The organism is Chitinophaga niastensis, from assembly GCF_003014755.1.
Lineage (GTDB): Bacteria > Bacteroidota > Bacteroidia > Chitinophagales > Chitinophagaceae > Chitinophaga > Chitinophaga niastensis.
The window spans coordinates 90187-111978 of the sequence record NZ_PYAW01000002.1 but is presented as its reverse complement, the minus strand read 5'-3'; the positions used below and the strand labels follow the sequence as shown (position 1 = coordinate 111978).

General features: G+C 44.4%; 14 protein-coding genes. 7 read left to right on the top strand and 7 right to left on the bottom strand.

Translation table 11 applies throughout. The features are described from left to right. Positions 1-17: 17 nt before the first annotated feature. Both CLV51_RS08945 and CLV51_RS08940 read right to left on the bottom strand, forming a co-directional pair. Complete coding sequence (locus CLV51_RS08945; protein ID WP_106528779.1) at positions 18-2177, bottom strand: alpha-galactosidase; 2160 nt, start codon at positions 2175-2177, stop codon at positions 18-20. A gap of 23 nt (positions 2178-2200) precedes the next feature. Beyond that, positions 2201-3991: an alpha-L-fucosidase gene (locus tag CLV51_RS08940; protein WP_106527712.1), complete on the bottom strand. Its 1791-nt coding sequence runs from the start codon at positions 3989-3991 to the stop codon at positions 2201-2203. An 844-nt stretch (positions 3992-4835) separates the two neighbouring features. Between CLV51_RS08940 and CLV51_RS08935 the strand changes: the two genes are divergently transcribed. From CLV51_RS08935 to CLV51_RS08905, 7 genes are all read left to right on the top strand, one after another. Continuing rightward, positions 4836-5408 (top strand): TetR/AcrR family transcriptional regulator, encoded by a 573-nt coding sequence (locus CLV51_RS08935; protein ID WP_106527711.1) that lies wholly within the window; start codon positions 4836-4838, stop codon positions 5406-5408. A gap of 40 nt (positions 5409-5448) precedes the next feature. Continuing rightward, positions 5449-5886 (top strand): universal stress protein, encoded by a 438-nt coding sequence (locus CLV51_RS08930; protein WP_106527710.1) that lies wholly within the window; start codon positions 5449-5451, stop codon positions 5884-5886. A gap of 214 nt (positions 5887-6100) precedes the next feature. After that, positions 6101-7771, top strand: a complete 1671-nt coding sequence (locus CLV51_RS08925) for a hypothetical protein (RefSeq protein WP_106527709.1) — start codon at positions 6101-6103, stop codon at positions 7769-7771. 45 nt (positions 7772-7816) lie between these two features. Then, on the top strand, positions 7817-8725 hold the full coding sequence (locus tag CLV51_RS08920; protein WP_158266961.1) for a hypothetical protein: 909 nt from the start codon (positions 7817-7819) through the stop codon (positions 8723-8725). Positions 8726-8796: 71 nt separating this feature from the next. Then, a complete protein-coding gene (locus tag CLV51_RS08915) occupies positions 8797-10368 on the top strand; it encodes a T9SS type A sorting domain-containing protein (protein ID WP_106527707.1) in 1572 nt (523 codons plus the stop codon). A 147-nt stretch (positions 10369-10515) separates the two neighbouring features. Beyond that, complete coding sequence (locus tag CLV51_RS08910; protein WP_106527706.1) at positions 10516-13095, top strand: phosphatidylglycerol lysyltransferase domain-containing protein; 2580 nt, start codon at positions 10516-10518, stop codon at positions 13093-13095. A gap of 57 nt (positions 13096-13152) precedes the next feature. Further along, a complete protein-coding gene (locus CLV51_RS08905) occupies positions 13153-13863 on the top strand; it encodes an AcvB/VirJ family lysyl-phosphatidylglycerol hydrolase (protein ID WP_106527705.1) in 711 nt (236 codons plus the stop codon). Positions 13864-13865: 2 nt separating this feature from the next. Here CLV51_RS08905 and CLV51_RS08900 read toward each other — a convergent pair whose 3' ends face one another. The 5 genes from CLV51_RS08900 to CLV51_RS08880 form a co-directional block, all read right to left on the bottom strand. After that, complete coding sequence (locus CLV51_RS08900; RefSeq protein WP_106527704.1) at positions 13866-14567, bottom strand: LytR/AlgR family response regulator transcription factor; 702 nt, start codon at positions 14565-14567, stop codon at positions 13866-13868. A gap of 451 nt (positions 14568-15018) precedes the next feature. Further along, positions 15019-15297, bottom strand: a complete 279-nt coding sequence (locus CLV51_RS08895) for an HTH domain-containing protein (RefSeq protein WP_106527703.1) — start codon at positions 15295-15297, stop codon at positions 15019-15021. Between the two features lie 262 nt (positions 15298-15559). Beyond that, entirely contained in the window at positions 15560-16522 is a 963-nt protein-coding gene (locus tag CLV51_RS08890; RefSeq protein ID WP_146151256.1) for a hypothetical protein, read from the bottom strand. A 190-nt stretch (positions 16523-16712) separates the two neighbouring features. Next, positions 16713-18890 (bottom strand): carbohydrate binding family 9 domain-containing protein, encoded by a 2178-nt coding sequence (locus CLV51_RS08885; RefSeq protein WP_245898671.1) that lies wholly within the window; start codon positions 18888-18890, stop codon positions 16713-16715. A gap of 172 nt (positions 18891-19062) precedes the next feature. Next, complete coding sequence (locus tag CLV51_RS08880; RefSeq protein WP_106527700.1) at positions 19063-21672, bottom strand: family 20 glycosylhydrolase; 2610 nt, start codon at positions 21670-21672, stop codon at positions 19063-19065. Positions 21673-21792: the final 120 nt, after the last annotated feature.

The following is a 21792-nucleotide window of genomic DNA, read 5'->3' as shown; positions in this document are numbered from 1 at the left end:
TTAGTTTGATTTACTTGTTATTCCGCTACCAGCCAGGTGTAGCCGGCTGCAGGGATTGTTACTTTCACATATGCATTGTAGGCACGGTCAAGTACATACGTTTTAGCCACGCCTTCTTTTTCGCGGATACGGACAGTTTGTGTAAGCCCGCTGTAATACATTGGTAAAGCCACTTCACGCGTAATGGGTTGTTGCGTTGGATTATACAACATCACCATCGCTTTTTGCGGCAGCTTTGCACTCACATGCATAATGCCATCCCAGTCACGGCCATCTGCACGGCGGAGATGAATAACATCTGTGTTCAGTATATCGCGGTATTTTTTGTACCAGCTGATTACATTTTGTACTACTATTTTAGTGGTAACGGTATCGTATAAACGAGGACCACGGTAACATGCCTGCACACCAGCCCCATAATATTGCATCATCAGTTGCTCGTAAGCATCCAGGTGATCTTTCAACGGCTCTAATGTAGCGGCAGCGCCACCACCCTGGTATTCGCTGAGTGGTACAAAACCCCAGCTCATAGCAGGTGTTTTTTCCCAGGTACCATCAAAAATATTTTGTCTGTTCAGGATCAGCTGTTCTGCCCTGGGGAGAGAGAAATTAACTTCACGATAACCCAATGCGATTTTATTAGTACCATCCATAAAGTACCAGTCGGGTGCATTTACATATACGCCTTTTTCATTCAGCTCCCGATACAGTCCTTTCTGCAATTCCATCTGTTTCCATTGGGAATCTTCCAGGCCGGTATGTCCGGGATGCGTAGTGGAGGCGCATACATCACCTGGATATGGGCCGTCATTTTCAAAGATATCGAAGCCGGCAGTGGCGATAAAGTATTTTATTTTTTGCAGATAGCTGAGTCCCCATTTACTCCCCAGGCAGGGTGCATTACCAAAGAAAGCGCCGCCGGGCTTGCCGGTAGCAGGATTGATAACATCGTCTTCATCACTGATACGCCTGCTCGAAAACAGGGAGTAACCACCCAGCAACACCTTTTTGCTATGGGCGTAATCTGCCAGGGATTTGAATTTGGCGATATTGGCAGCACTGGTATCTTCCATATTTAATCCACTGCCAAAGCTGAGGATAACACCTTCATAACCGGTGGCAGCGCATTGATCAATCACGGCTTTTACTTTTTCCGGTTTGGTGCTCACCAGGTGCATGAAAATAGGATTTTCTGTAGTCCATGGTGCAATGGTGCGGTAAAGTTGACGTTTAGCCAGCCCATTGCGCTCACGGTCGTAGCCATCGAGCAGGAGTTCGTAAGTGCGGATAGACAGATACTGTTCTCCTGCCGCCATGGCGATACCTACCGGCACTATAGGATATATCTCCAGCAAACATGGTGTTTGATAATCATAGTTTACCTGTGAAGTGTAGGTGCTGTCGGCTTTCCAATGCGTTGTCTGATCGCTGAGATTAGCTTTCATAGCGTTATTGAAAGAGTAGTTACTTTCAATATAGATACCATGTGGCCGTTGCATCAGCTGCACACCGCCTACCACAGCGGATTCTTCTTCCGGGGTAGCCAGTATTTCATTTACTACCTGGTTTAATTTGATGGTCTGACCACTTTGGTTAGTGATTTCCAGCCATTTCGCCAACAACGGGATGCCATCGAATATCTCATAATGCACTTTTACCTGCAGCCCTTTCAGCTCGGGCGCTTGTGCCTGATAGGAAAAAATGAGTGCCTTACCGGTGGCTTGTTTAGGATTGGCGCACCAGCCATGTGGTTGCCACTTCAGATAAGGTTGAATGTTAGTAACCTGGTAGCCGGTGTAAATAAAATCTGATGGACCTGTATGAAGCTGATCCAACCATGCGGGTAACAGGTAAGCATTTTGTGGTTGCCCCTTTGCGCCGCCAATCATATAGCCGTGACCGTTAATCGTTAACCTGGCCTCCGACTTAACAGCACGTAACAGCTGTTCTCCACTTACCAGGTTGCGGTAATCGGTGCATATCACATTAGGGGTTATACGAAAGCTTCTGCTCAGCAAACCATTGCTGATGACGATTTCCTTTCCTTTCTCTGCTATGGTAGCTGTATAGGCATGGTTATCTATCAGCCAGTCTTTTCCAGGCGGCTTTGTTTGTGCCGTTGCCACGGTGGAATAAAAGCCGATTGCCAATAGCAAAAGTGTATTTGTTTTTTTCATGTGCTTCCTGTTCTGATTAAATATTATTTCACGGGTTGAAGGATGATTTTCCGCAACCAGCATAGTTCATTTTTATTGCCCGGCATTGGTTTCACTGCCAGATTTTGTTTACCTGCCTTATCTATGTGTATAATACCCACTGCATGTTGAATAAACGCCATAGGCTTATGACTCTCGTAAGTGCCGGTGACCAGTGTAAGAAAAGGCAGTTGTTGTCCGCCTACGGTTACCACGGCCTGCTGCGAAGCGCTGCCGGGCTCACAGGCGTAGTCCAATATAACTTTATAATCGCCGGCATCCTGTATATCCAGTGGAAATACCAGTGCATCGTTTGCTTCCAGCATACCGGTAGCACAGTTATCGTGTTTCCAGTCGCCGAAATAATGTGAATAAGTAAACAGTTTATTTTTAGTGCGGCCATTAAAAACTGCCCATACAGCGGGGACTTCTGCCTGTGGGTATTCACTGCTGACTGTTTGCGTGCGGAGTTGTGACAAATCAGGTTGCTGACCACTATACTCCACTACCAATACTGTATTACGTGTATCCGGCAGCGTTAATGGCAGCTGTATAATTGTTTCTTCCGGTAATTGTTTCCAGGTGAGCATTTTGTTGGTGCCCAATATTTTTATGGATTTGATCTTTGCAGTTACGCCGGGTACCCGCAACTTTTTGCTGTCGGGCATTTGCCATACATGGAGGAATAATTTTCCGGGCTTGCTGGTGGTTACGCCCCAGGGCTGTGCCGGGATAAGGCCGTAGGTAGTACCATAAATACTTTCGCCATATACCTGCAACCATTTGCCGGTAGCTTTGAGATATACTACTGAATATACCGGCCATTTTCCGTTACCATCCGGTCCTACGTTGAGCATAAGGTTACCGCCTTTGGAAGCTACATTGGATAGGAGACGGATAATTTCCGAAGGAGATTTAAAATTGAGATCATGTTGAATATATCCCCAGGAATCATTGTGTGTATAGATAGATTCCCATGCGCCCGCAATGGGCACAGGAGGCAGTTCTGAGTCGCCGAAGTCGCGGTAGTCGCCCAGGTCATGCCCTACCCTGCTGCTGAATAAGCAATTGGGTTGTAACAGCCGGAGACTGTCTATCATTTGTTTGGTTTGTTCTGTAGTTAAACCGCCGGGCATATCAAACCATACAAGGCCCAGGGGGCCATAGTTGGTAAGCAACTCTTTCAGTTGAGGGATGGACTTGGTCCGGTAGTATTCCTGATAATCCTTTTCTTTATTTTTAAAGTCCCAGCTATTGCCACCGCCATTAGGTTCGTGCCAGTCGAGGAATTGTGAGTAATAAAAACCGAAGTGGATACCTTGTTCGCGGCAGGCGGCGGATAAGGCTTTCATAGGATCCTTTTTATAGGGAGAGGCGTCCATAATATCGAAGTCCGTTACTTTGGAATCGAACATACTAAAGCCTTCGTGGTGTTTGGCGGTGATCACCATATATTTAATGCCGGCTTCCTTCGCTGTTTTGGCCCATTCCTGCGCATCAAATCCAACGGGGTTGAATGTTTGGGCAACCCTGGCGTATTCTGCGGCGGGAGCTTTGGCGCGGTTCATGATCCATTCGCCGCTGCCGTAGTAGCTGCTGTCGTTCCAGCGACCAGCCAGTTTGGAATAGAGTCCCCAGTGAATAAAAAGTCCGAACTTGGCTTCCTGGAACCATTTTAAACCCGGATGTGCAGTATTTTTACCGGCACCTTTGGTCCACATATCGGGCATATCTTGTGCCCCGCCACGTGTAAACAGGCAAACGAATAATATTAATAGTGGAATTTTGCGGAGCATAGGCACTGTTTTTAATAGCAGCGGGTAAAAAATATACATATCCTGTCGCATGTGCAAATGCATGGAAAATGATACCAAGGAAAGGGAAAATGATACAAGAAAAACCTGTTAACAGGCACTGCAGCTCCGTTAACTAACGGTTAACTTATTTTCCAAAAGGTAATCACTAATTTAGTTACAGATAAGTTATCAAGTGTACTAAGCCGTGGGATAACTTTCCAAATATAGCAATCATCTTATTTAGTTTTTTAATAGGCTATAATGTGTAATTAGCATCTGCCAGATTTCCACTTCACTGTAGCAGATGCCATGTGAATGTTTTAAGAGCCCTTGCTGCATTGTCTCAGCAAGGGTTTATTTTTTTCCGGCACTCCTGATCAAATCTTTTACAACGTCAATATTGTCTTTCCCAGGATTAAACTGATTATGCTGATTACCCTGATTTTATTCTTTTGATTTTGAAAGATTTAAAAAAGATTAGCGAAGATTAAAGTGGGTATTGTCTGAACCAGGATTTAACGGATTGAATGGATTACCTTGATGGGTGTTATGTTTTTTATGGAAATGATATACGCAAATATCTTTGCTATGATCTTCGGCATCCATCAGGGTAATCCATTCAATCCGTTAAATCCTGGTTCAGACAATACCCGCTGAGATCTTCGCTAATCTTTTAAAATCAAAAAAAATAAAATATCCGCTTTAATCTTCGCTAATCTTTTTTTAAATCTTTCAAAATCAAAAGAATAAAATCAGGGTAATCAGCATAATCAGCCTAATCCTGGGAAAGACAATATCCGCATTCATTTTTTTAAGTGAATATTTATTCGCTTATATTTGTATCGTGAAACTGAAAGACGATAAAAAAGTAATACAGATTTTCCAGTCGGCACTCAAGCTGGTAGCGAAAAAAGGATTGTCTGGTGTCACCATGGGAGATATTTCCAGGGAAGCCGGTATTGCAACCGGCACTTTATATGTTTATTTTAAAAGCAAGGATGAGCTCATTAATGCCTTGTTTGCTGCCTGCCGGGAGAACTCTGTGAAGGTATCTTTTAAGGGCTATAACCCACAGGCACCCTTCAAACCCGGATTCAGGAATATCTGGCTGAACATACTCCGTTACAAGCTGCAGAATTTCGAAGAAACTGTTTTCCTGGAACAGTGTTATCATTCTCCCTTCATTACTGTTGATACCCGTGAAAAGGCGCAACAGCTGTCGGCCCCGTTTTATGAGCTGATGGAAAGAGGGAAAAAAGAGCAGCTGATAAAAAATGCAGACACCGGGCTATTACTCACATTTATGATTGGTACCATGAATGAGTTGGTGAAACAAACACACTATGGTAGTATTACGCTCAACAGAACAAAAATCAACGTCACTTTTGACCTTTGCTGGGATGCATTAAAATCGTAAGTAAAATGAATAATTATTCACAAATAAATACACTACACATATGTCAGAAATCATGATCGCAGTAGACCTGAGCGGCTTTTCCGAAAGCCTGATCAGAACCGGCGTTGAGCTGGCCAATAAAATGAATGCATCAGTAACCCTTTTTTCCGTGATTGAACTCGGCATAGGTTTAGGTTTGCCGGAAGGAGGCCCTGTATATGTAGATGACATTCCTGCCAGGATCAGCGAAGTGGAAGAAATACTGAAAACGTACAAAAACAGTTACCCGGATACCAACATTAATATACTGGTTACTTCCGGCAATCCTAAAAACGCAACACTAGAGCAGGCACATGCCGGCAATACAGCTATACTGGTAGTTGGCACACACGGCCGTACCGGGATAGATCACATGCTGGTGGGCAGCAACGCGGAATATATTATCCGTCATTCCCGTATACCCGTGCTCGTTGTTCCTTACAATCAGGCGGCGCACTAAACGATTAATACTCGACTATCAATAAAACAACAGCAATCCCGGCTAAATGCCGGGATTTTTTTATTCCCAATTAAAATTTAAACGCCTGATAAATCTTATATTTATCATGAATAATTAATGTACATCTGCGTTTTAACTTGCTCTCCTCCAGCCCTGATACTGGTACAAGATTTTCATTGCGTATTAAACTCCAAATAATTTTAAAACATCGCTTATGAAAAAGCACTACCCTATCAATGGCATCTGGCTGTTATGTCTGCTGCTATTGTCCGCCCCTGCTGCATTTGCACAGCTGAAGATCGGTGATAACCCGGCTGTTATCAACAAGGCCTCCATCCTGGAACTGGAAAGTTTACGACAAGGACTGTTGCTACCCCGTATTCCGGATACTACACTGGCACCACTTACTACAGCACCCGACGGGATGATCATTTATTACACCGGCACGCAGAGCCTGCTGGTACGTCGTAACGGCTATTGGTCTAAACTGGCCGATAGTTTGTCCACCGCCGGTAACAGCTGGCAGGTAAAAGGTAATGCCGGTACCACCGGGGCTAACTACCTCGGAACATCGGATGGGCAAGCACTCTCTATCCGTACCAACGGCACCGAAGCGATCAACATCAGCACTACACAAACGGTTGCCCTGAAGCAGGTACCCGCCAGCGCATCGCTTGTCAGCGTATTGGTGATTGATCCCGTTACCGGCATTGTAAACCAGCGAAACCTATCGACCGCCGCATTTACAGATGCGATCCATACACTCAACGGCGTAGCTAAACTAGGGTTTACCATCAGGGCGGATACGCTCAATGCTGCCTACGGTGTTACTACTACGTCGGTGGATAGTACCATTACTATGAATATCCCTATCACAAACAGTACCACACAGAAAACGGGTTTGATCACGTATGCAGACTGGCTGGCCTTTAGCGGCAAACAAAGGGCACTTACCATCGGTGCTTTTGAGGTAACCCCCACTAATGCCAATGGGTTAGTGCTGGATAGTCTGGCAGGCGTACTTCACCTGGTAGCAGCCGATGTTAACAACCCCGGTGGCGTATCAGTTGCCAATCAAACCTTTGCCGGTATAAAAACCTTCCGTGATAGTGTGAACATGGGTGCAGGTTTGGACGTAACCGGACAAGCCACTGTGGGAAATGGTGTAAAGGTTACCGCAGGTGGTGCTAATATTACAGGCAACGTTACACTGGTTACTACTCCACCTAATGTGAGCACAAAAACCACCAGCGTATTATTCCGCAACCCGGTAACAGGTGTTATAGAAAACAGGGCAGTAGATTCTTCCGCCTTTTCAGTAGGTATCCGCCAGGTCAACGGGCAAATCGGTCCCAATATCTCCATCACTACCGGCAAAGCGGGTACGGATGTGGCGATTGACAGTACCAGCATTACCAATAAACTCATCATTAACATCCCTGATGCAAGTGCTACAGCACGAGGTGTAGTAAATGATTCCACCCAAACATTTGCAGGCTTTAAAACAGTACGGGATACCCTGTCCATTGGGAAAAATGCTATTGTGGGTGCTACCACCAATCCTAATTCTACCTTACAGGTAAGTGGCTCTATGTCGCTGAATGTAAGAACAACTTCCGGCAACGATGCATTAGCGGCAACAGACAACACCCTGCTGGTAAATGCCGGCGCCGGCAGTGTCACCATTACACTCCCCACGGCAACAAGTATTGTTGGTCGTGTTTATACCGTCAAAAAAATTGCCGGTACTATAGATAACAGTGTAACGCTGCAACCGTCAGGTGGTGCACTCATTGAAGGCGCTACATCCTACATCATCTATAACAATTACACGTATGTAACAATTCAGACAGATGGTACTAACTGGTATGTGATCAGGAAATAAACCGATTTATTGTTACCCGTAAAATTATTATAGATGCTGAAAACTATGATTAGAAGCAGCGTATTGTTATGCCCGCTACTGTTGCTGTTTGCCTTTATGTATGCACAGCAGCTGAAGCTGGGAGATCCCACTACATCTACTATCAAAGCTGCGTTACTTGAATTAAATACCACTAACCAGGGACTGCTGTTACCAAGGATTACAGATACTACCCTGGCACCTTTAACAGCATCGCCGGATGGTATGGTCATCTATTATACACCTGCCAGTAGTTTACTGGTAAGACGCAACGGCTCCTGGTCAAAACTGGCTGATAGCTCAGCTGTTACCGGTAACCAGTGGTTGTTAAGTGGAAATCCCACAGTAGACAGTGCTACTAAATTCCTGGGGACTACTACTGCTATCCCCATCAATATCCGTACAAATAGTATAAACAGGGTGATTGTTTCTTCCACTGGCAATGTGGGTATTGGCACTACAACACCCTCCACTTTATTGCATGTAAAAACAGGCAGAGCTAACCAATCAGGAGTGCGATTAGAGAACCTTACGAGCGCTTCCACCTTAACAACCGGCGCCGGCGCATTAGGAGTGGACGCCAGCGGGAACGTGGTGAGAACATCGGTACCAGTGTTTTATAATGCAGGTGGTGTGGTGTCTCAAAATATTAGAATATGGGCAGATTCAATTTCAAACATTGCCAGCGGCTTGCCCCAGGTAGATGTTTCGAGCGCGGGATTTACTAAAATCTTAAGCATAACAGCAACTGCCAAAGGCGGCACAGACGTTACCAATGCACCGCTGGTGGCCGTTCTAAGCTATGGCTTAACAAAGATTAATCTTATCCTGGTGGAAAGTAAAACCACCAATGTTTTGATTGGCGGTACCGTAGAAGGTATGGAAATACATACATCAACTGCCACCAGAATATTCGTCACGGTGGTAGGCTATTAAATCATATAATCGTTAACGTTATAGCACACAAACATTACATATTAACCTTTTTCCTTTCCATTATTGCTCACGTGGCAATACAGGCACAGTCTGCCACGTGGCTGCACCCTAACAGTAACATCGGTATTTTCAGTACTGATACCATCACTATTTTCGGAGATATGGTGAATGAAGGCAACATCCTGTCGCCTACCGGATCAGTAGTGAATTTTTACGGGCGGCGCTGGCGCAACAGCAGCAATGCGGTGATACGTGATGAAAGCAGCGATGGCTACAGTGCCGGCGGTGGTTTATTCCGTTTTTTGCAAACAAATCCTGCGTTGTATCAGTATATCCACGGAGGCTTCAGCGCCGCCACAGATGCAGGCCCCAGCTTTCCTAATATCAGTGTGGAAAACTCACCTGGTATCTTCCTGGATGATCTGAGCGACCTGAAAATTGTGAATGTGCTGGACCTTAAAAAAGGATATGTTTTTTTGAATGGGTGGAACCTGGTAATGGGTCATCATACCCCGGGGGATATACGAAATTATTCTCCCCAAAACTTCATTGTAACAGGTGGTGCTTTCGGTAGCGGATCTCTTTACAGAAATAATATTTCCGGCAGCGATAAGGCCGTAGTTTTCCCTGTAGGTACAAGACCATCCAGTTTTACGCCTGCCGTAACAACCAACCTGGGTGCCACCGCAAGTATTCGTGTAGGCGTATCCGATAGCACAGATCAATATTTAACCACCGGAAGAAATCTACAGCTAACCAGTGTCAACAAAACCTGGCAGGTAGATATTTCTAAACCGGATGCTGCCATCACCTTACAGCTGGTATATGGTTTATCTGATGAAGGGCCTGTTTATGAAGCCAATCGTAATACAGCCTATCTTGCCAGGTTTATTGATACTTCCTGGGATGTGGCTACATTACGGGCGGCGCCTACATCACCCAGTATCTTTACCACTGGCCCACCGGATAAACAAGCGGCCTTTGTAACACGCTCATTTCAGCACCTGAATACTACCAATTATTTCACCAGCCTGGTAGCAGAAACAGTTAATAGTCCAAATAAAACTACGCTGGACTTCTTCAGTGCGTTCCGCAGCAATACCAATGAAGACAGTGTTCTCCTTCACTGGATAACCGGCAGAGAATATTTCTGTAGTGGTTTTAGCATTGAGCGGAGATTTGCCAACGGACCATCCTTTGACTCCATTGCGTTTGTGGGCAGCAAATCACCCGGAGGCATCAGCTTTTATCCGGTTGGATATGATGCTGTGGATATGCCTAACAATGACGGATTCATTTTTTACCGGCTCAAAGTTATCATGACTGATGGTACTTTCTTTTATAGCCAGGTGCGCGTAGTGAAAGGTAAAAACATAAAAGGCGAGATTACGGTATGGCCTAACCCGGTACAGGGTCATGTTATCCACATTTATTATGGGTCCAGTATACACATAAAAGCCATTTCACTGGTAGATATACCCGGACGCACTATATTATATCAAAAATTCCAGCAGCCGCTGCAAACCCGCAACTACTACGAGTTAAACATACCGGTTAACCTGGCAAAAGGCACTTATTTCCTGCAATTCATAGGCGAAAATGATCAGCTGATCCATACAGAAAAGGTACTCCTGGTAGAATAGCAGTTAACTTTATACAAAAGCTAACTGCTATTCGCTTACAGCTACATTAAAATCCACTTAAACTGTATGCGGATACGGGTACAGTCTAAAAGTTGGCCTAACTTTGCTGGTTAATGCGAACTTTATAAAAACCAAACCTATAAACTTTTGGGAAAGAAATTTTTTACTGCAGCATTCATACGTAAGCTCCACCTGAAAGAGCTGTTAGCAGTGTTGTTTATTCTGTTAGCCATCTACTTTTTTCGTTCAGAACGCCACGAATTATATTCACTGATACCTGCTATTGAAAAAGCAAACCGTAGCTGGGTGATGATCGGGGTACTGGTAACTATAGGCTATATTATATTACAGGCATTGATGTACGTATTCAGTTTCAGGGCAGTAGGTGCAAGACTGAATACGATGAAAAGCACAGAGCTTTTTCTGAAACGCAACCTATTGTCTGTATTCCTACCGGCAGGAGGTATCAGTTCACTGGCTTATTTACCACAAAGCCTCCGTCGTGAACAGCTGCATAAACAACAAATTCATCAGGCATCGGGGATTTATGGCTTTGTAGGGATCCTGTCTGTTTTCCTGGTAGGCATTCCTGTAGTGGTATATGCCATGCTGCACTCAGGTGCTATGAAAGATGCGATATGGGGATTGGTAATTATTTGTGTATTACTACTCACCGTTGTATGGCTGGTGCGCTCTATTCAATCCAAAGGCAAAGCATATCAGTTGCTGATAAAATATTTTCCGGCGGCAGCGCTGCAGATAGATGAAATCTTTACTTTTCAATTATCTGTTCCCGCTTTTATGAATACGGTGCTGGCTTCCGTACTGATAGAAGTAGCAGGTGTGGCCCATCTGTATCTAAGCATGTTGGCGGTTGGTGCACAACCCTCGCTGGAAGCGGCTTGTGTGGGATATATTGTTGCTACTATCTTCCTGATTATATCTCCTTTTCTGCGCGGACTGGGCGCTATTGAGCTATCATTGGCTTACCTGCTCAGCAATTATGGCTTCAGCCCTTTACAGGCGTTGGAAATCACCTTGTTGTTCCGGTTATTTGAATTCTGGCTGCCGCTGATAGCCGGTATGATTGCTTTTGCCTTAAAAGGCCGTGAGCTGGTATTACGACTGCTTCCGCCTGTCCTGATTTTTTTATTGGGCATGGTAAATATATTTTCTGTACTCACCCCTCCGCTGGCTAATCGTATGCATGTGTTGCGGGCTTATATACCAGGCACTTCTATTCATGCCACTAATTTGCTGGTAGTATTCCTGGGGCTGATATTGCTGGTGACTGCCACCTTCCTTTTCCGGGGGCTGCGCAGTGCATGGATAGTGGCTTTATCTGTATCCCTGTTGTCTGTACTGGGACACATCAGTAAAGCGCTGGATTATGAAGAAGCTTCGCTGGCGCTGATTACCAGTGTGATCCTACTTATTACCTCGAGACAATACCGTGTGAAAAGTAATCCACAACTGGTGAATATAGGCGCGATTACGGCTATTGCTACATTTATTGTGGTACTCATTTTCGGCACCATTGGTTTTTACTTTTTGAATGTGCGGCATTTTGGAATTGACTTTTCCTGGCAACAATCGCTGCGATATGCTTTCCACTGTTTTATGCTGTTGGAAGATGACGGGCTGCAGCCTATAACCCGCTTCGGACGGGAGTTCATGTCGGCTATCCGTGTATTGGGCGTAGGTGCGTGGGCGTTTCTTTTTTACACGATCATCCGTCCTTATCTGCATGTAACACAGCAAACAAATATCGCCCTGGAAAAGGCGCGCTTCTACCTGAGCCAGTACGGCGATTCTCCGATGGACTACTTTAAAATAGGACAGGATAAGTTGCTGTTTATGTCTGACCGGTATGAAGGATTTATTGCTTACCGCGTGGCCAGCAGCTTTGCTATTGTACTGGAAGAACCGGTATGTAGTGAAGATAATAAACTGTTGTTACTGGAAGAATTTGAAAAACAATGTAAGAAGATGGGTCTTCGGCCCGCGTTTTATAGGGTAGATGAAGATAGCACCTATTACTTCAGTCATCTTAAAAAGAAAAAGATGCTGATAGGCCAGGAAGCGATCATGGATATACGCGATTTCACGTTGAGTGGCAAGGACAAAAAATCGTTGCGCAATGGGCTGAATAGCCTGGCCAATAAAGGTTTTGTAACCACCTTCCATGCTGCACCGCAAACAGCTGCCCTGATAGCTGAATTAAAGATAGTGAGCGATGAATGGCTGCATCAGTATGAAGTAAAAGAACTGACATTTTCGCAGGGATTATTTGATGCAGATGCCATGCGCGGGCAGGATGTGATTGCTGTCAGAGATGCGGAAAACAAAGTAGTGGCGTTTCTGAACGTCATCCCTGATTATGCACCGGGTGAATGTACATATGATATGATCCGTAAAACTGCTGATGCACCGGGTGGTGTAATGGATGCGCTGATCATTGCCATGATCCAGGATGCACAACTAAAAGGATTACATTTTCTTAACCTGGGTATGGTACCGATGTCCGGTATCAGTCAGCCGGAAAACACCGCCGAGAAAATGGTGAAATACGCCTATGAAAAATTACGTTTCTTCCGCCACTATCAAGGACTACGTGAGTTCAAAGAAAAATATGCCACACAGTGGACAAATAAATATCTTGTATACGGACATGATTTCGACCTGATCCAATTACCATCTGCGTTGAGTAAAGTAATGCAACCATAAAACCGGACGAACAATTGCGGAATGGATTTTGTTTTGAGATAGGAGTTATATTTACATATGTTATCGATCAGAAATTTATCCAACGCGGGAAAACTGTTCGGCTGTTTATTTTTGCTCACAGCCATGCAGGTAAAGGCTCAAAACGGGATCAGCAATTTGCCTGTACAGGCAAAAGCGCCATTAGCCAACAGTACAGCACCCCTGATCCTGTACATTACCGGTGATGGCGGGATGAAAAAATTCTCCGTTAATATTATCGAAGCCTTCCACCAGAAAAATTATCCGGTAGTGGCATTGAATGCCCTGAAGTATTTCTGGAATAAAAAAACGCCTCAGCAGGCGGCTAATGATGTGGTTAACCTCATCCGGTATTATCAGTTACAATGGAACAACAATCACGGTGTTGTGTTGATTGGTTATTCGCTGGGGGCAGATGTATTGCCATTTATTTACAACAGGTTGGCCCCCGGAGTAGAAAACGAAATACAGCAGGTAGTATTATTATCCCCTTCCCGCTTTACAGATATGGAAGTACATGTGTCTGATATGTTGGGAAAATCCAGCACCAGGGGTATGAGTGTACCAGCAGAAATAAATAGAATTACCGGAAAACCATTATTGCTCATTTTTGGGGCTGACGAAAAGGATTTCAATTTCTCAGATCTGACTGTTCAACACTACAGGAAACTCATTCTTCCGGGAGGTCATACTTATGATGAGGATGCCAATGGCGTAACAGGCAAAATAATGGCAGCGCTGCAGCCATAGCTTTACCAGGGTAACTGGTATCGTTTTGCTACCTCCGTTTGGACCTGGGAAGTAAGGGGTATTTTGGCTTTGCCTACCAAAACATGATCGTCACCCAGGTGGGTGATATGCCGGAAACCTATTACAAACCAGCGATGTACGCGCATAAAAGCATTTACTGGTAGCTGCGCCAGAATCCAGTCCAGCTTTTCCGTAGTAACAATTTTCTGATCTCCCAGGTGCAACAGGATATGGTCGTCCATCACTTCCACATACTGCAGATCTTTATAAAATATTTTCTCCTGGCGGTTTTCAGACCTTATCATAAAATAATCGCCTGCATTTTTAGCCGGGGTAGCTATTCCTTCCATGTCTATGATATTATATATTTTGTTAATCAATTCATTAAAAACTGTTTGCGTAAAAGGTTGCTGCATCAGGCCGGCCGGGTGTAAATCATAAGGAATATTTTTGTGATCGGGATATGTTATCACCATTACAGGCAATACGCTTTGGAACTCCGGAGGCAGCGGCAGGTTATTCATTTCTTTTATATTATTCCCCAGTATCACTATATGTATTGTTTTTGTTTCCAGGTAGTGACGTGCATCGCGCATGGAAGCACAGCGGCATACCAGGTATACCAAAGGGGTAGCTGCTAAAAACTTTTCCAATTCCTCAAAACCATCCGGGTCATCACCCAGTATAATACAATTCAATACCATAGGGTTGATTTGGGTAATTTATCTATCTGGTACGAAAATTCACTAAAGTCAGTTGCCCGCTGGCACAGATAATTTAATAAGCAGGTGACTGAAGAGAAACCCGCGTATAATCTAAAATCTAATCTAAACCGCGTTATGAAAAAAGGATTTATTGTCTGTAATACTTTTATCAAAAAGCTGACATTCATTTTTCAGGATTAAAATTGGCTTTAATTAGCGAGAGAACTGTTAATCCAATGTTAAGTATTCCTGAAAAAGAAAATGGACAGTGAAGCTACTACCGCCGCGGTAATACCGTCTCTGTCCACCTTCTAAGGAGGATTACATAAAAGATCCTGAGGCAGCTGTTTACACAGTTGCTGCAAAAGATCTGAGCCCGCCGGAAGCGGGTAGCGTAAGCGCAGGATGAGCTAACAGGGTTGCCGGTCAACTAATCAGTGCGCGGACCATGTTACCAGATGTTAATCAGGAATAAAAGAAAGACTGTACTCACGGCGATCAGGTTCTTAGAGAACCGGATATTAAATCCGCCCTTTTCAGAGTAGTAGTAACTTTCCTTGTACCGGTCGTATTCAATGGGAGCACCTAACTCCTTCATCATTTTGAGGAATTCATAGAGTGTTCTTTCGGAAATACGAAGCCGCTTGGCTAACTGAGCTGGCTTACCGGTGCCTTTGATCCTGATTAGGTAATCAATGGTTTGGAGTCGATCAAAATAACGCTTTGGCATGTGGCATAGAGGGGGTCTTAAACGGTTATTAAGGTTATTAACTGAATATACGATTAGTGCGCTGATTAAAACAGTATCTCCATATATATATTTAATTATAAATATTAGTGTACTGATTTAATGGGTTTTCCAAAAATGTGCTGCAAGACAATGGCGCTGATGCGGTTTAGCTGCGTACCCAATATTAACGTAAGGGATTCGGTTTTATTGGGTGCTAAAATAAAAACTATTCACTGCAATAATGCTTCATAAATAAATATTATTATCGCTGCTTCGATGAAGCATAACGTCCCGCTATAATTTGTTTACATGCTACATCCTGTACCAGTGAAAGATAATCGCGTGCACACCATTCCATCTCCTCCTGCGCACTGCCTGCAGCAAAGCCCAGCAACAGTTGATGCGCTAATAATTTATCGCGCATTACACCCGTATAATGTGTTTTGATCCACTCATAAATAGTACGGCTATTACATTCATACCGATGTAATATAAAATAATCAGCTTCTGATTTTTGAAGGAGATAATCTAAATAACGTATAGCCATCGCCGTAGTATCTGATGGTAATATCACCGGCAATGATGGCAAAATCTTTTCATGATAAAAATGTTCCTGTCTTTCTTCCAGCGTGCTATCCGAACCTAAAAGCCATAAGCAACTTATCAACCTCCCCGCTGTCTCACCCAGCACATTGGCCCTGATAATAGCATAAGCCGTAGCCGGGAGACTGTCGGCATACACGCCAAGTACCCGATTGCCTGCTGCCAGTTGCTTCCTGTAATATTCAGATAAAGTGAGCGCATCATTGTGCAATGGCATTGAAACGCGCTGCTGCGCCAACTTTGCGGCGTACTGTGCCCTGCATACCACCCCGCCGGTACCGCTGAATATAATGCTGTCGCCCTGGCAATGCATATGCACACTATCTCCTGCCCGTATCAATCCATAAAAATTATATCCGCTGCCGGCATCTGCATAAAAAAATATTTCCCTGGCAGCTGTGGCAGGTAACCGGAAGTAAAAAGAATCTTTTTGTAATAATGTATCCTGTGTAATAGCAGGTGAGATTCCCGGAGCATACCAATAAGTCAGCGAAACGCCGGGCGATGCATGATCTGCCACCTTGCCGGTGATCACCGAAGCGGTTTGCGCTGACAATACATCAGTCAACAAAAAAAGACCGCAGCATATACACAACAACTGTTTTATGGGATGAGGGGCCATGATAGATATTTTGATGATAAAATCCCCATGGTAAAAACCACGGGGAGATAGTATTCACAACGATAGTAAATGAAAATTTTATATAAGTTATCACATGTATAGTCGCTGATAAACCTGATTTAGTGGTGCAATGTTACCGGGATTACATGATCCAATTGTTAATGCTTTGCAAATAGTTAATACAACACGGTTAAATATTCAGCCAATAGACCAATTTCACCACCAGGGCCCTGTTTTTTACGTAAAAAGGTTCCGGCAGGTAATTATCCGTATACACGATAAAGAGGTCAGAGGCCGGCCTGTAACGCCATTGAAAACGGGTATTCAGGTTCATGTTCTTCTGCTGTCCGTTGTACTGCATAAAACCGGTGAAAAACAGCGTGTTGGTCATGGTTACATCCAACCGCGGACCTACCAGCCAGAAAGAGTTATCTCCCCAGGGTTTTGGCAGATTAATATAATTGTAATTGGCACTGATCGCAATACTTACGTATGGCTGAAAACGATACCCCAGCTCTGTATTGGTCATCAACCGTGTACCATTTGCGTAATAACCGCCATAACGGGCAGACAATGCATAGGTGAATAAACTTTGCGGCTTGGATACATAGTCCGCCCCTGCTGTATTCCAGCCGTGCTGCGTACCTATCCGCAGGCTATCCTTGCCGGTATTGGTAGGATCAAAAGGTTGCAGCAACTTAATGTAAGTATTGGAAGCCCAGATGTTCAGCGTATTTCGCTTTCTGAATACGATGCCATAATTGAGCATGGTTTCATTATCTGTACGGTTAAGCTTTTCATCGAAGAACCAGGTAGTAGTTACCTGCGGCCCATGACTCAATACCTTGCCGGACAAAGGAAGGAACAGGTGCGTGATTTGCGGTGCCATTTTTATGTAGCCCTGCCGCGGTACATAACCTACTTCTGCATTATAATTACGACCTACGTACTCATGCTGCCAGCTGATATTCCAGGTTTTGCCGGCGTATTGCAGATTGGCCGCATGTGCAACATCATGGCCTGTTTTACCCGGACTATAAGACTTCAGCATCATAGCTTTCCCTGTCCAGAAATTATTGGAAGAAGCCAGATTGTACTCCAGTCCCATGTTGCGGTTATACCTCGAATACACCGGCTTATTATCTGCTGCTTTTGTTGGATCGTAGTTAACAGACTCTTTATTTATAAAAATGAATCCCAGGTTAGAACGCGAAAACACACGACGCTGCAAGGCAGCCACTGTAAAGTTTTGCGCAGGCAAGCCTGTTTCCTCCTGCTTCCCTGTTTGCATATTCATTACGCCCAAACGCCAGTCCTTATTGAGTTTACCGCTCAGCCGCGCGCCAAAATGAATAGGCACGCCAAGGCCTATACGACGTGAGAAAAAAGGGCGGATGGTAGTATAACCAAAATTGGAAAACTGATCTCCATTTTCGAGAAAAAACTGTCGTTTTTCCGGGAAAAATAATTCAAAACGATCCAGGTTAGTCACCTGTTTATCTACATCTACCTGTGAAAAATCAGGGTTTACGGTCAGGTCCAGGTTTAAGGAAGAAGTAATAGCTACTTTGGCATCCAGCCCTGCATCGTGGCGGTATTTTTCGGGCGTACCTTTCTCATAATCTTTGGCGATGCCGCCCAGTAAATAAGGAATCAACGATACATTAGATCCTGCCGCAGGTGGTGCTGCATCCCATTCCAGGCTACCGGTATAGGCCAGTGAAGCTGTGGCAAATTGTCGCGGTACCGGTGCCCAGGCCGACTTCTCCGTTGTTTTCAGATCATTGCGACTGAAGTTAATTCCCCATTTGGTGATTCCTTTTTTATACCGGATGGTTTTAAAAGGAATGGCCGCCTCAAATACCCACTTATCACCGTAGTTCTTTACTACCGAGGTCCATTTATTATCCCAGCTAAGATCTACTTTTCCGCCATCGTACATGAGCCCGTCCCATTGTGCCCCGACAGCATTGGCGCCAAAAGTAAAGCCGTTGGTCTGGTCATCGAAGGGGTCCATGAACAGCAGAAAATTATCGTTCTTTAAAAAGGCAAAATCCCTGCGGAGCGATTCCACCATATAAGGGCCATCACCTATTGTATAGTTTTCCACTACGAGATAAAGATTTTTATCGTCATAGGTCATGCGTACATCTGTGCGTAACCTGGCAGCGCTGGTATCCATAGGCAACACCATATGAAAACCGGTAGCAACGTCAGCACTTTGCCAGGCAGCTTCATCAATGATGCCATCAATTTTCATAGGAGAAGTAGCCTTGCGGATCTGCAATTTATACGCTTCATTTTTCTTTTGCGCCAGTACGGGCATGCTAAGCAAACAGCAACAGAGGATTCGTGGAATAATATGCACAGTAAGGTGATTATGAGTTCACCAGACAAAATACAAAAAGGAGGAAGATTAAAAGAGCGGAAGGTTTTTTTTGTGATGAAAGGTAAATGATAAAAAAATGACGGATCTGCAGCTATATCATACCGGATGTTCTCCGCGTATATCATCTCACAAATCCGTCATTCAAAATTATTTATCCTTTCTTATTCTTCAATTGTGCTGCCGGCTGCGGAACCTTAATAGTAGTGGTTTTGCTGCTGCGACCACGGGTATTGAACACCCTGAACTTCGCTATTTTACCACCGGCTTTTATTGGTCCGGTGTATACTTCACTTTTAATCGTAGGCTCGTCACCGTTAGTTGTATAACGAATGATCAATCCGGGCATTTGCACATTGGCACTTACTACGCCATCTTCTGCCATAGCGCCGGCTGAAGGAATGCGCCAGTTGAAACCACCATCATAATGATCCAGCCGTGGCATTTCACGCTTACCCAATACATTACTGAATACACTCCATGCCTGTGCATACAGAGCATCTGCTTTAGCGGAATCCTTCTCCGTAGCCCATGCCGGATCCTGTGCCCATGCGCGTTCTGCAAGACCCAGTAGTTTTGGCAGCATCATATATTCCATGCGATCTGAGCTGGTTACGGTTTCACTCCACAACAAGCCCTGTATACCGCGAATATTGGAAACACCAAAACCCGTTAAACGATCCTTGCCTGTAAATAATGCAGGTGTAACAGGATTGCCTCTGCCATCTACTTTGGAATTTTTATAATAGTCGAAAGGAATAAAATAAAATGGTTTATCTACATCTACAAACCCACCCCAATAGAACCCTGGCTCATCAAAAGATTTCATATAAGCCATATCAAAATAAAAATTGCTCACACCGGATAGAATCACTTTGTAACCTGCATTAGCCAGGCGATATGATAAGTCTTCCTGACCACCACCAATTACATTATTCCATACATTCAGCTGGAAATTATCATTTACAAAATCAGGATTGGGAATACTTTGCGATTCCCCGTCCAGCGTAGTTTTGCGCATACCTGCTTCTTCCCATCCGGCTACTTCCAGGCCACGGGTTTTGAGCAGGCTATTCACTTTGCGGTAATAATAATACCACAGATCGTTTACATTTTTTACGGAGCTATCCTGTTTCATCAGTGCAATACAGGCAGGCGACTTTTCAAACACGCCACCAGGCACTTCATCACCGCCCATATGTACAGCGTGCAACGGTGCGCCGGCTTCTTTATACATCGCCTGTATTTCATCCACTACTTTATCCAGAAAATGATAGGTAGATGGGAGGGCCACATTCATCACGTTATCATTCCAGTATTGCACAGAATGATAATCAGATTTATCCTGCAGATCAGTCAGCAAAAATGCTGTTGCTTCCTTTTCTTTGCCCTGCGCCTTCAGGCGGTAGTAGCGGGATTCCATTGCTTTTACTGCAGCGCGGGCATGACCCGGACTTTCTATTTCAGGTAAAACGCTGATATGCCTTTCCGTTGCATAACGGAGAATTTCTATAAAGTCGTTGCGTGTAAAATAACCGGAACCTGCGGTATTGGTAGTATCCGGACCAGATCCATAAGAAGGTGGCAGTATATTTTTCCAGTCGGTACTGTGCCCGCGTTTGCCACCTACCTGCGTTAATTCCGGCAGGGAAGGGATTTCCAGACGCCAGCCTTCATCATCACTGAAATGGAAATGTAATACGTTTAATTTGTACAGTGCCATCAGGTCAAGGATACGCAGCATATCGCGTTTGTTGTGGAAGTTACGGGCCACATCAATCATAAAAGCGCGATAACCAAAGCGGGGATAGTCTTTCACCTGCACAGCCGGAATGCCGATTGATTTCTGCACTCCTGACCATGCCGCAGGTGATATCAGGGATTTCAGGGACTGTATACCATAAAAAGCGCCTTCGTTGCTGCCGGCTCCGATGGCAATGCCTTGTGGCGTCACTTCCAGCGTATAGGCATTAGCTGCCAGCGTAGCATCCTGTTTCAGTGTAATGGTAGCTTTACCGGTATTTCGTTTACCCAGCAACGTTACCATTTCATTCCGCAGAAAAGCGGCGCTGCTTTCCAGCTGCGGATCAGCGTTGATAACCGGAGGAGCATCCAGTAGCAGGTTGCCGCCAGTAGCCGTATAGGATGCAGGTGTTGGAAATATTAAAGGCAATTGTGCTGCAGGAATATTTTTGATATCTGCATTCTGTTTAAATATATCCGTTGGCGTTACTACCGCTGTTCTGTCACCAGGATAGCGCATTAATTGTTTGGCAGCAATAGATGGACGGATAACATAGTCCTTAATAGCGATGCCCTTTTCAGGTTGCTGATCCCATACGAGATACAAACCTGCCGGCGCATCTGTAAAGTTCACTGCCCATGCGTCACCTACCATGGCCAGTTTCAGGGAATCGCCCGGAGCGATGCCCGCAAAATTTGCAGTGGGCGTAAAGCGATACAGGTCGCCATTTATATGCTCTACCCTCACATTACCAGGTAATTCACCCGGAGTTACCATCCGCACAAAATTGAAATACAGTTGCCATTCTTTTGCCGGAAAAGGTTTGTTACCTGTATTAATAAATGTGAAAGCGGATAAGAAATTGTCTTTCCCCTTATAGTGATTTTCCACTACTTCCCAGCTCGATTTTAAACGGGCCGCATCATACGGGGCAGATTGTTGTGCTTGTAAAGCCGCTATAGTACTAAATAGTAACACACCTGTTGCTACCAACTTACCTAGATAATTGTGCCTGATCATGTTTTGGATAGATTAGAATATTGGCTGATTTTGAAAGATAATAAAATAATTTAAAAATCAAGGAAATCGTCTTTCTCACGATTAGACTGATTATGCTGATTACCCAGATTTATTTTTTTG

Bases quoted from the DNA above. Each gene is read 5' to 3' on its own strand.
- CLV51_RS08945 (WP_106528779.1), bottom strand. From the start codon at position 2,177: ATGAAAAAAACAAATACACTTTTGCTATTGGCAATCGGCTTTTATTCC.
- CLV51_RS08940 (WP_106527712.1), bottom strand. From the start codon at position 3,991: ATGCTCCGCAAAATTCCACTATTAATATTATTCGTTTGCCTGTTTACA.
- CLV51_RS08930 (WP_106527710.1), top strand. From the start codon at position 5,449: ATGTCAGAAATCATGATCGCAGTAGACCTGAGCGGCTTTTCCGAAAGC.
- CLV51_RS08925 (WP_106527709.1), top strand. From the start codon at position 6,101: ATGAAAAAGCACTACCCTATCAATGGCATCTGGCTGTTATGTCTGCTG.
- CLV51_RS08920 (WP_158266961.1), top strand. From the start codon at position 7,817: ATGATTAGAAGCAGCGTATTGTTATGCCCGCTACTGTTGCTGTTTGCC.
- CLV51_RS08905 (WP_106527705.1), top strand. From the start codon at position 13,153: ATGTTATCGATCAGAAATTTATCCAACGCGGGAAAACTGTTCGGCTGT.
- CLV51_RS08900 (WP_106527704.1), bottom strand. From the start codon at position 14,567: ATGGTATTGAATTGTATTATACTGGGTGATGACCCGGATGGTTTTGAG.
- CLV51_RS08895 (WP_106527703.1), bottom strand. From the start codon at position 15,297: ATGCCAAAGCGTTATTTTGATCGACTCCAAACCATTGATTACCTAATC.
- CLV51_RS08890 (WP_146151256.1), bottom strand. From the start codon at position 16,522: ATGGCCCCTCATCCCATAAAACAGTTGTTGTGTATATGCTGCGGTCTT.
- CLV51_RS08880 (WP_106527700.1), bottom strand. From the start codon at position 21,672: ATGATCAGGCACAATTATCTAGGTAAGTTGGTAGCAACAGGTGTGTTA.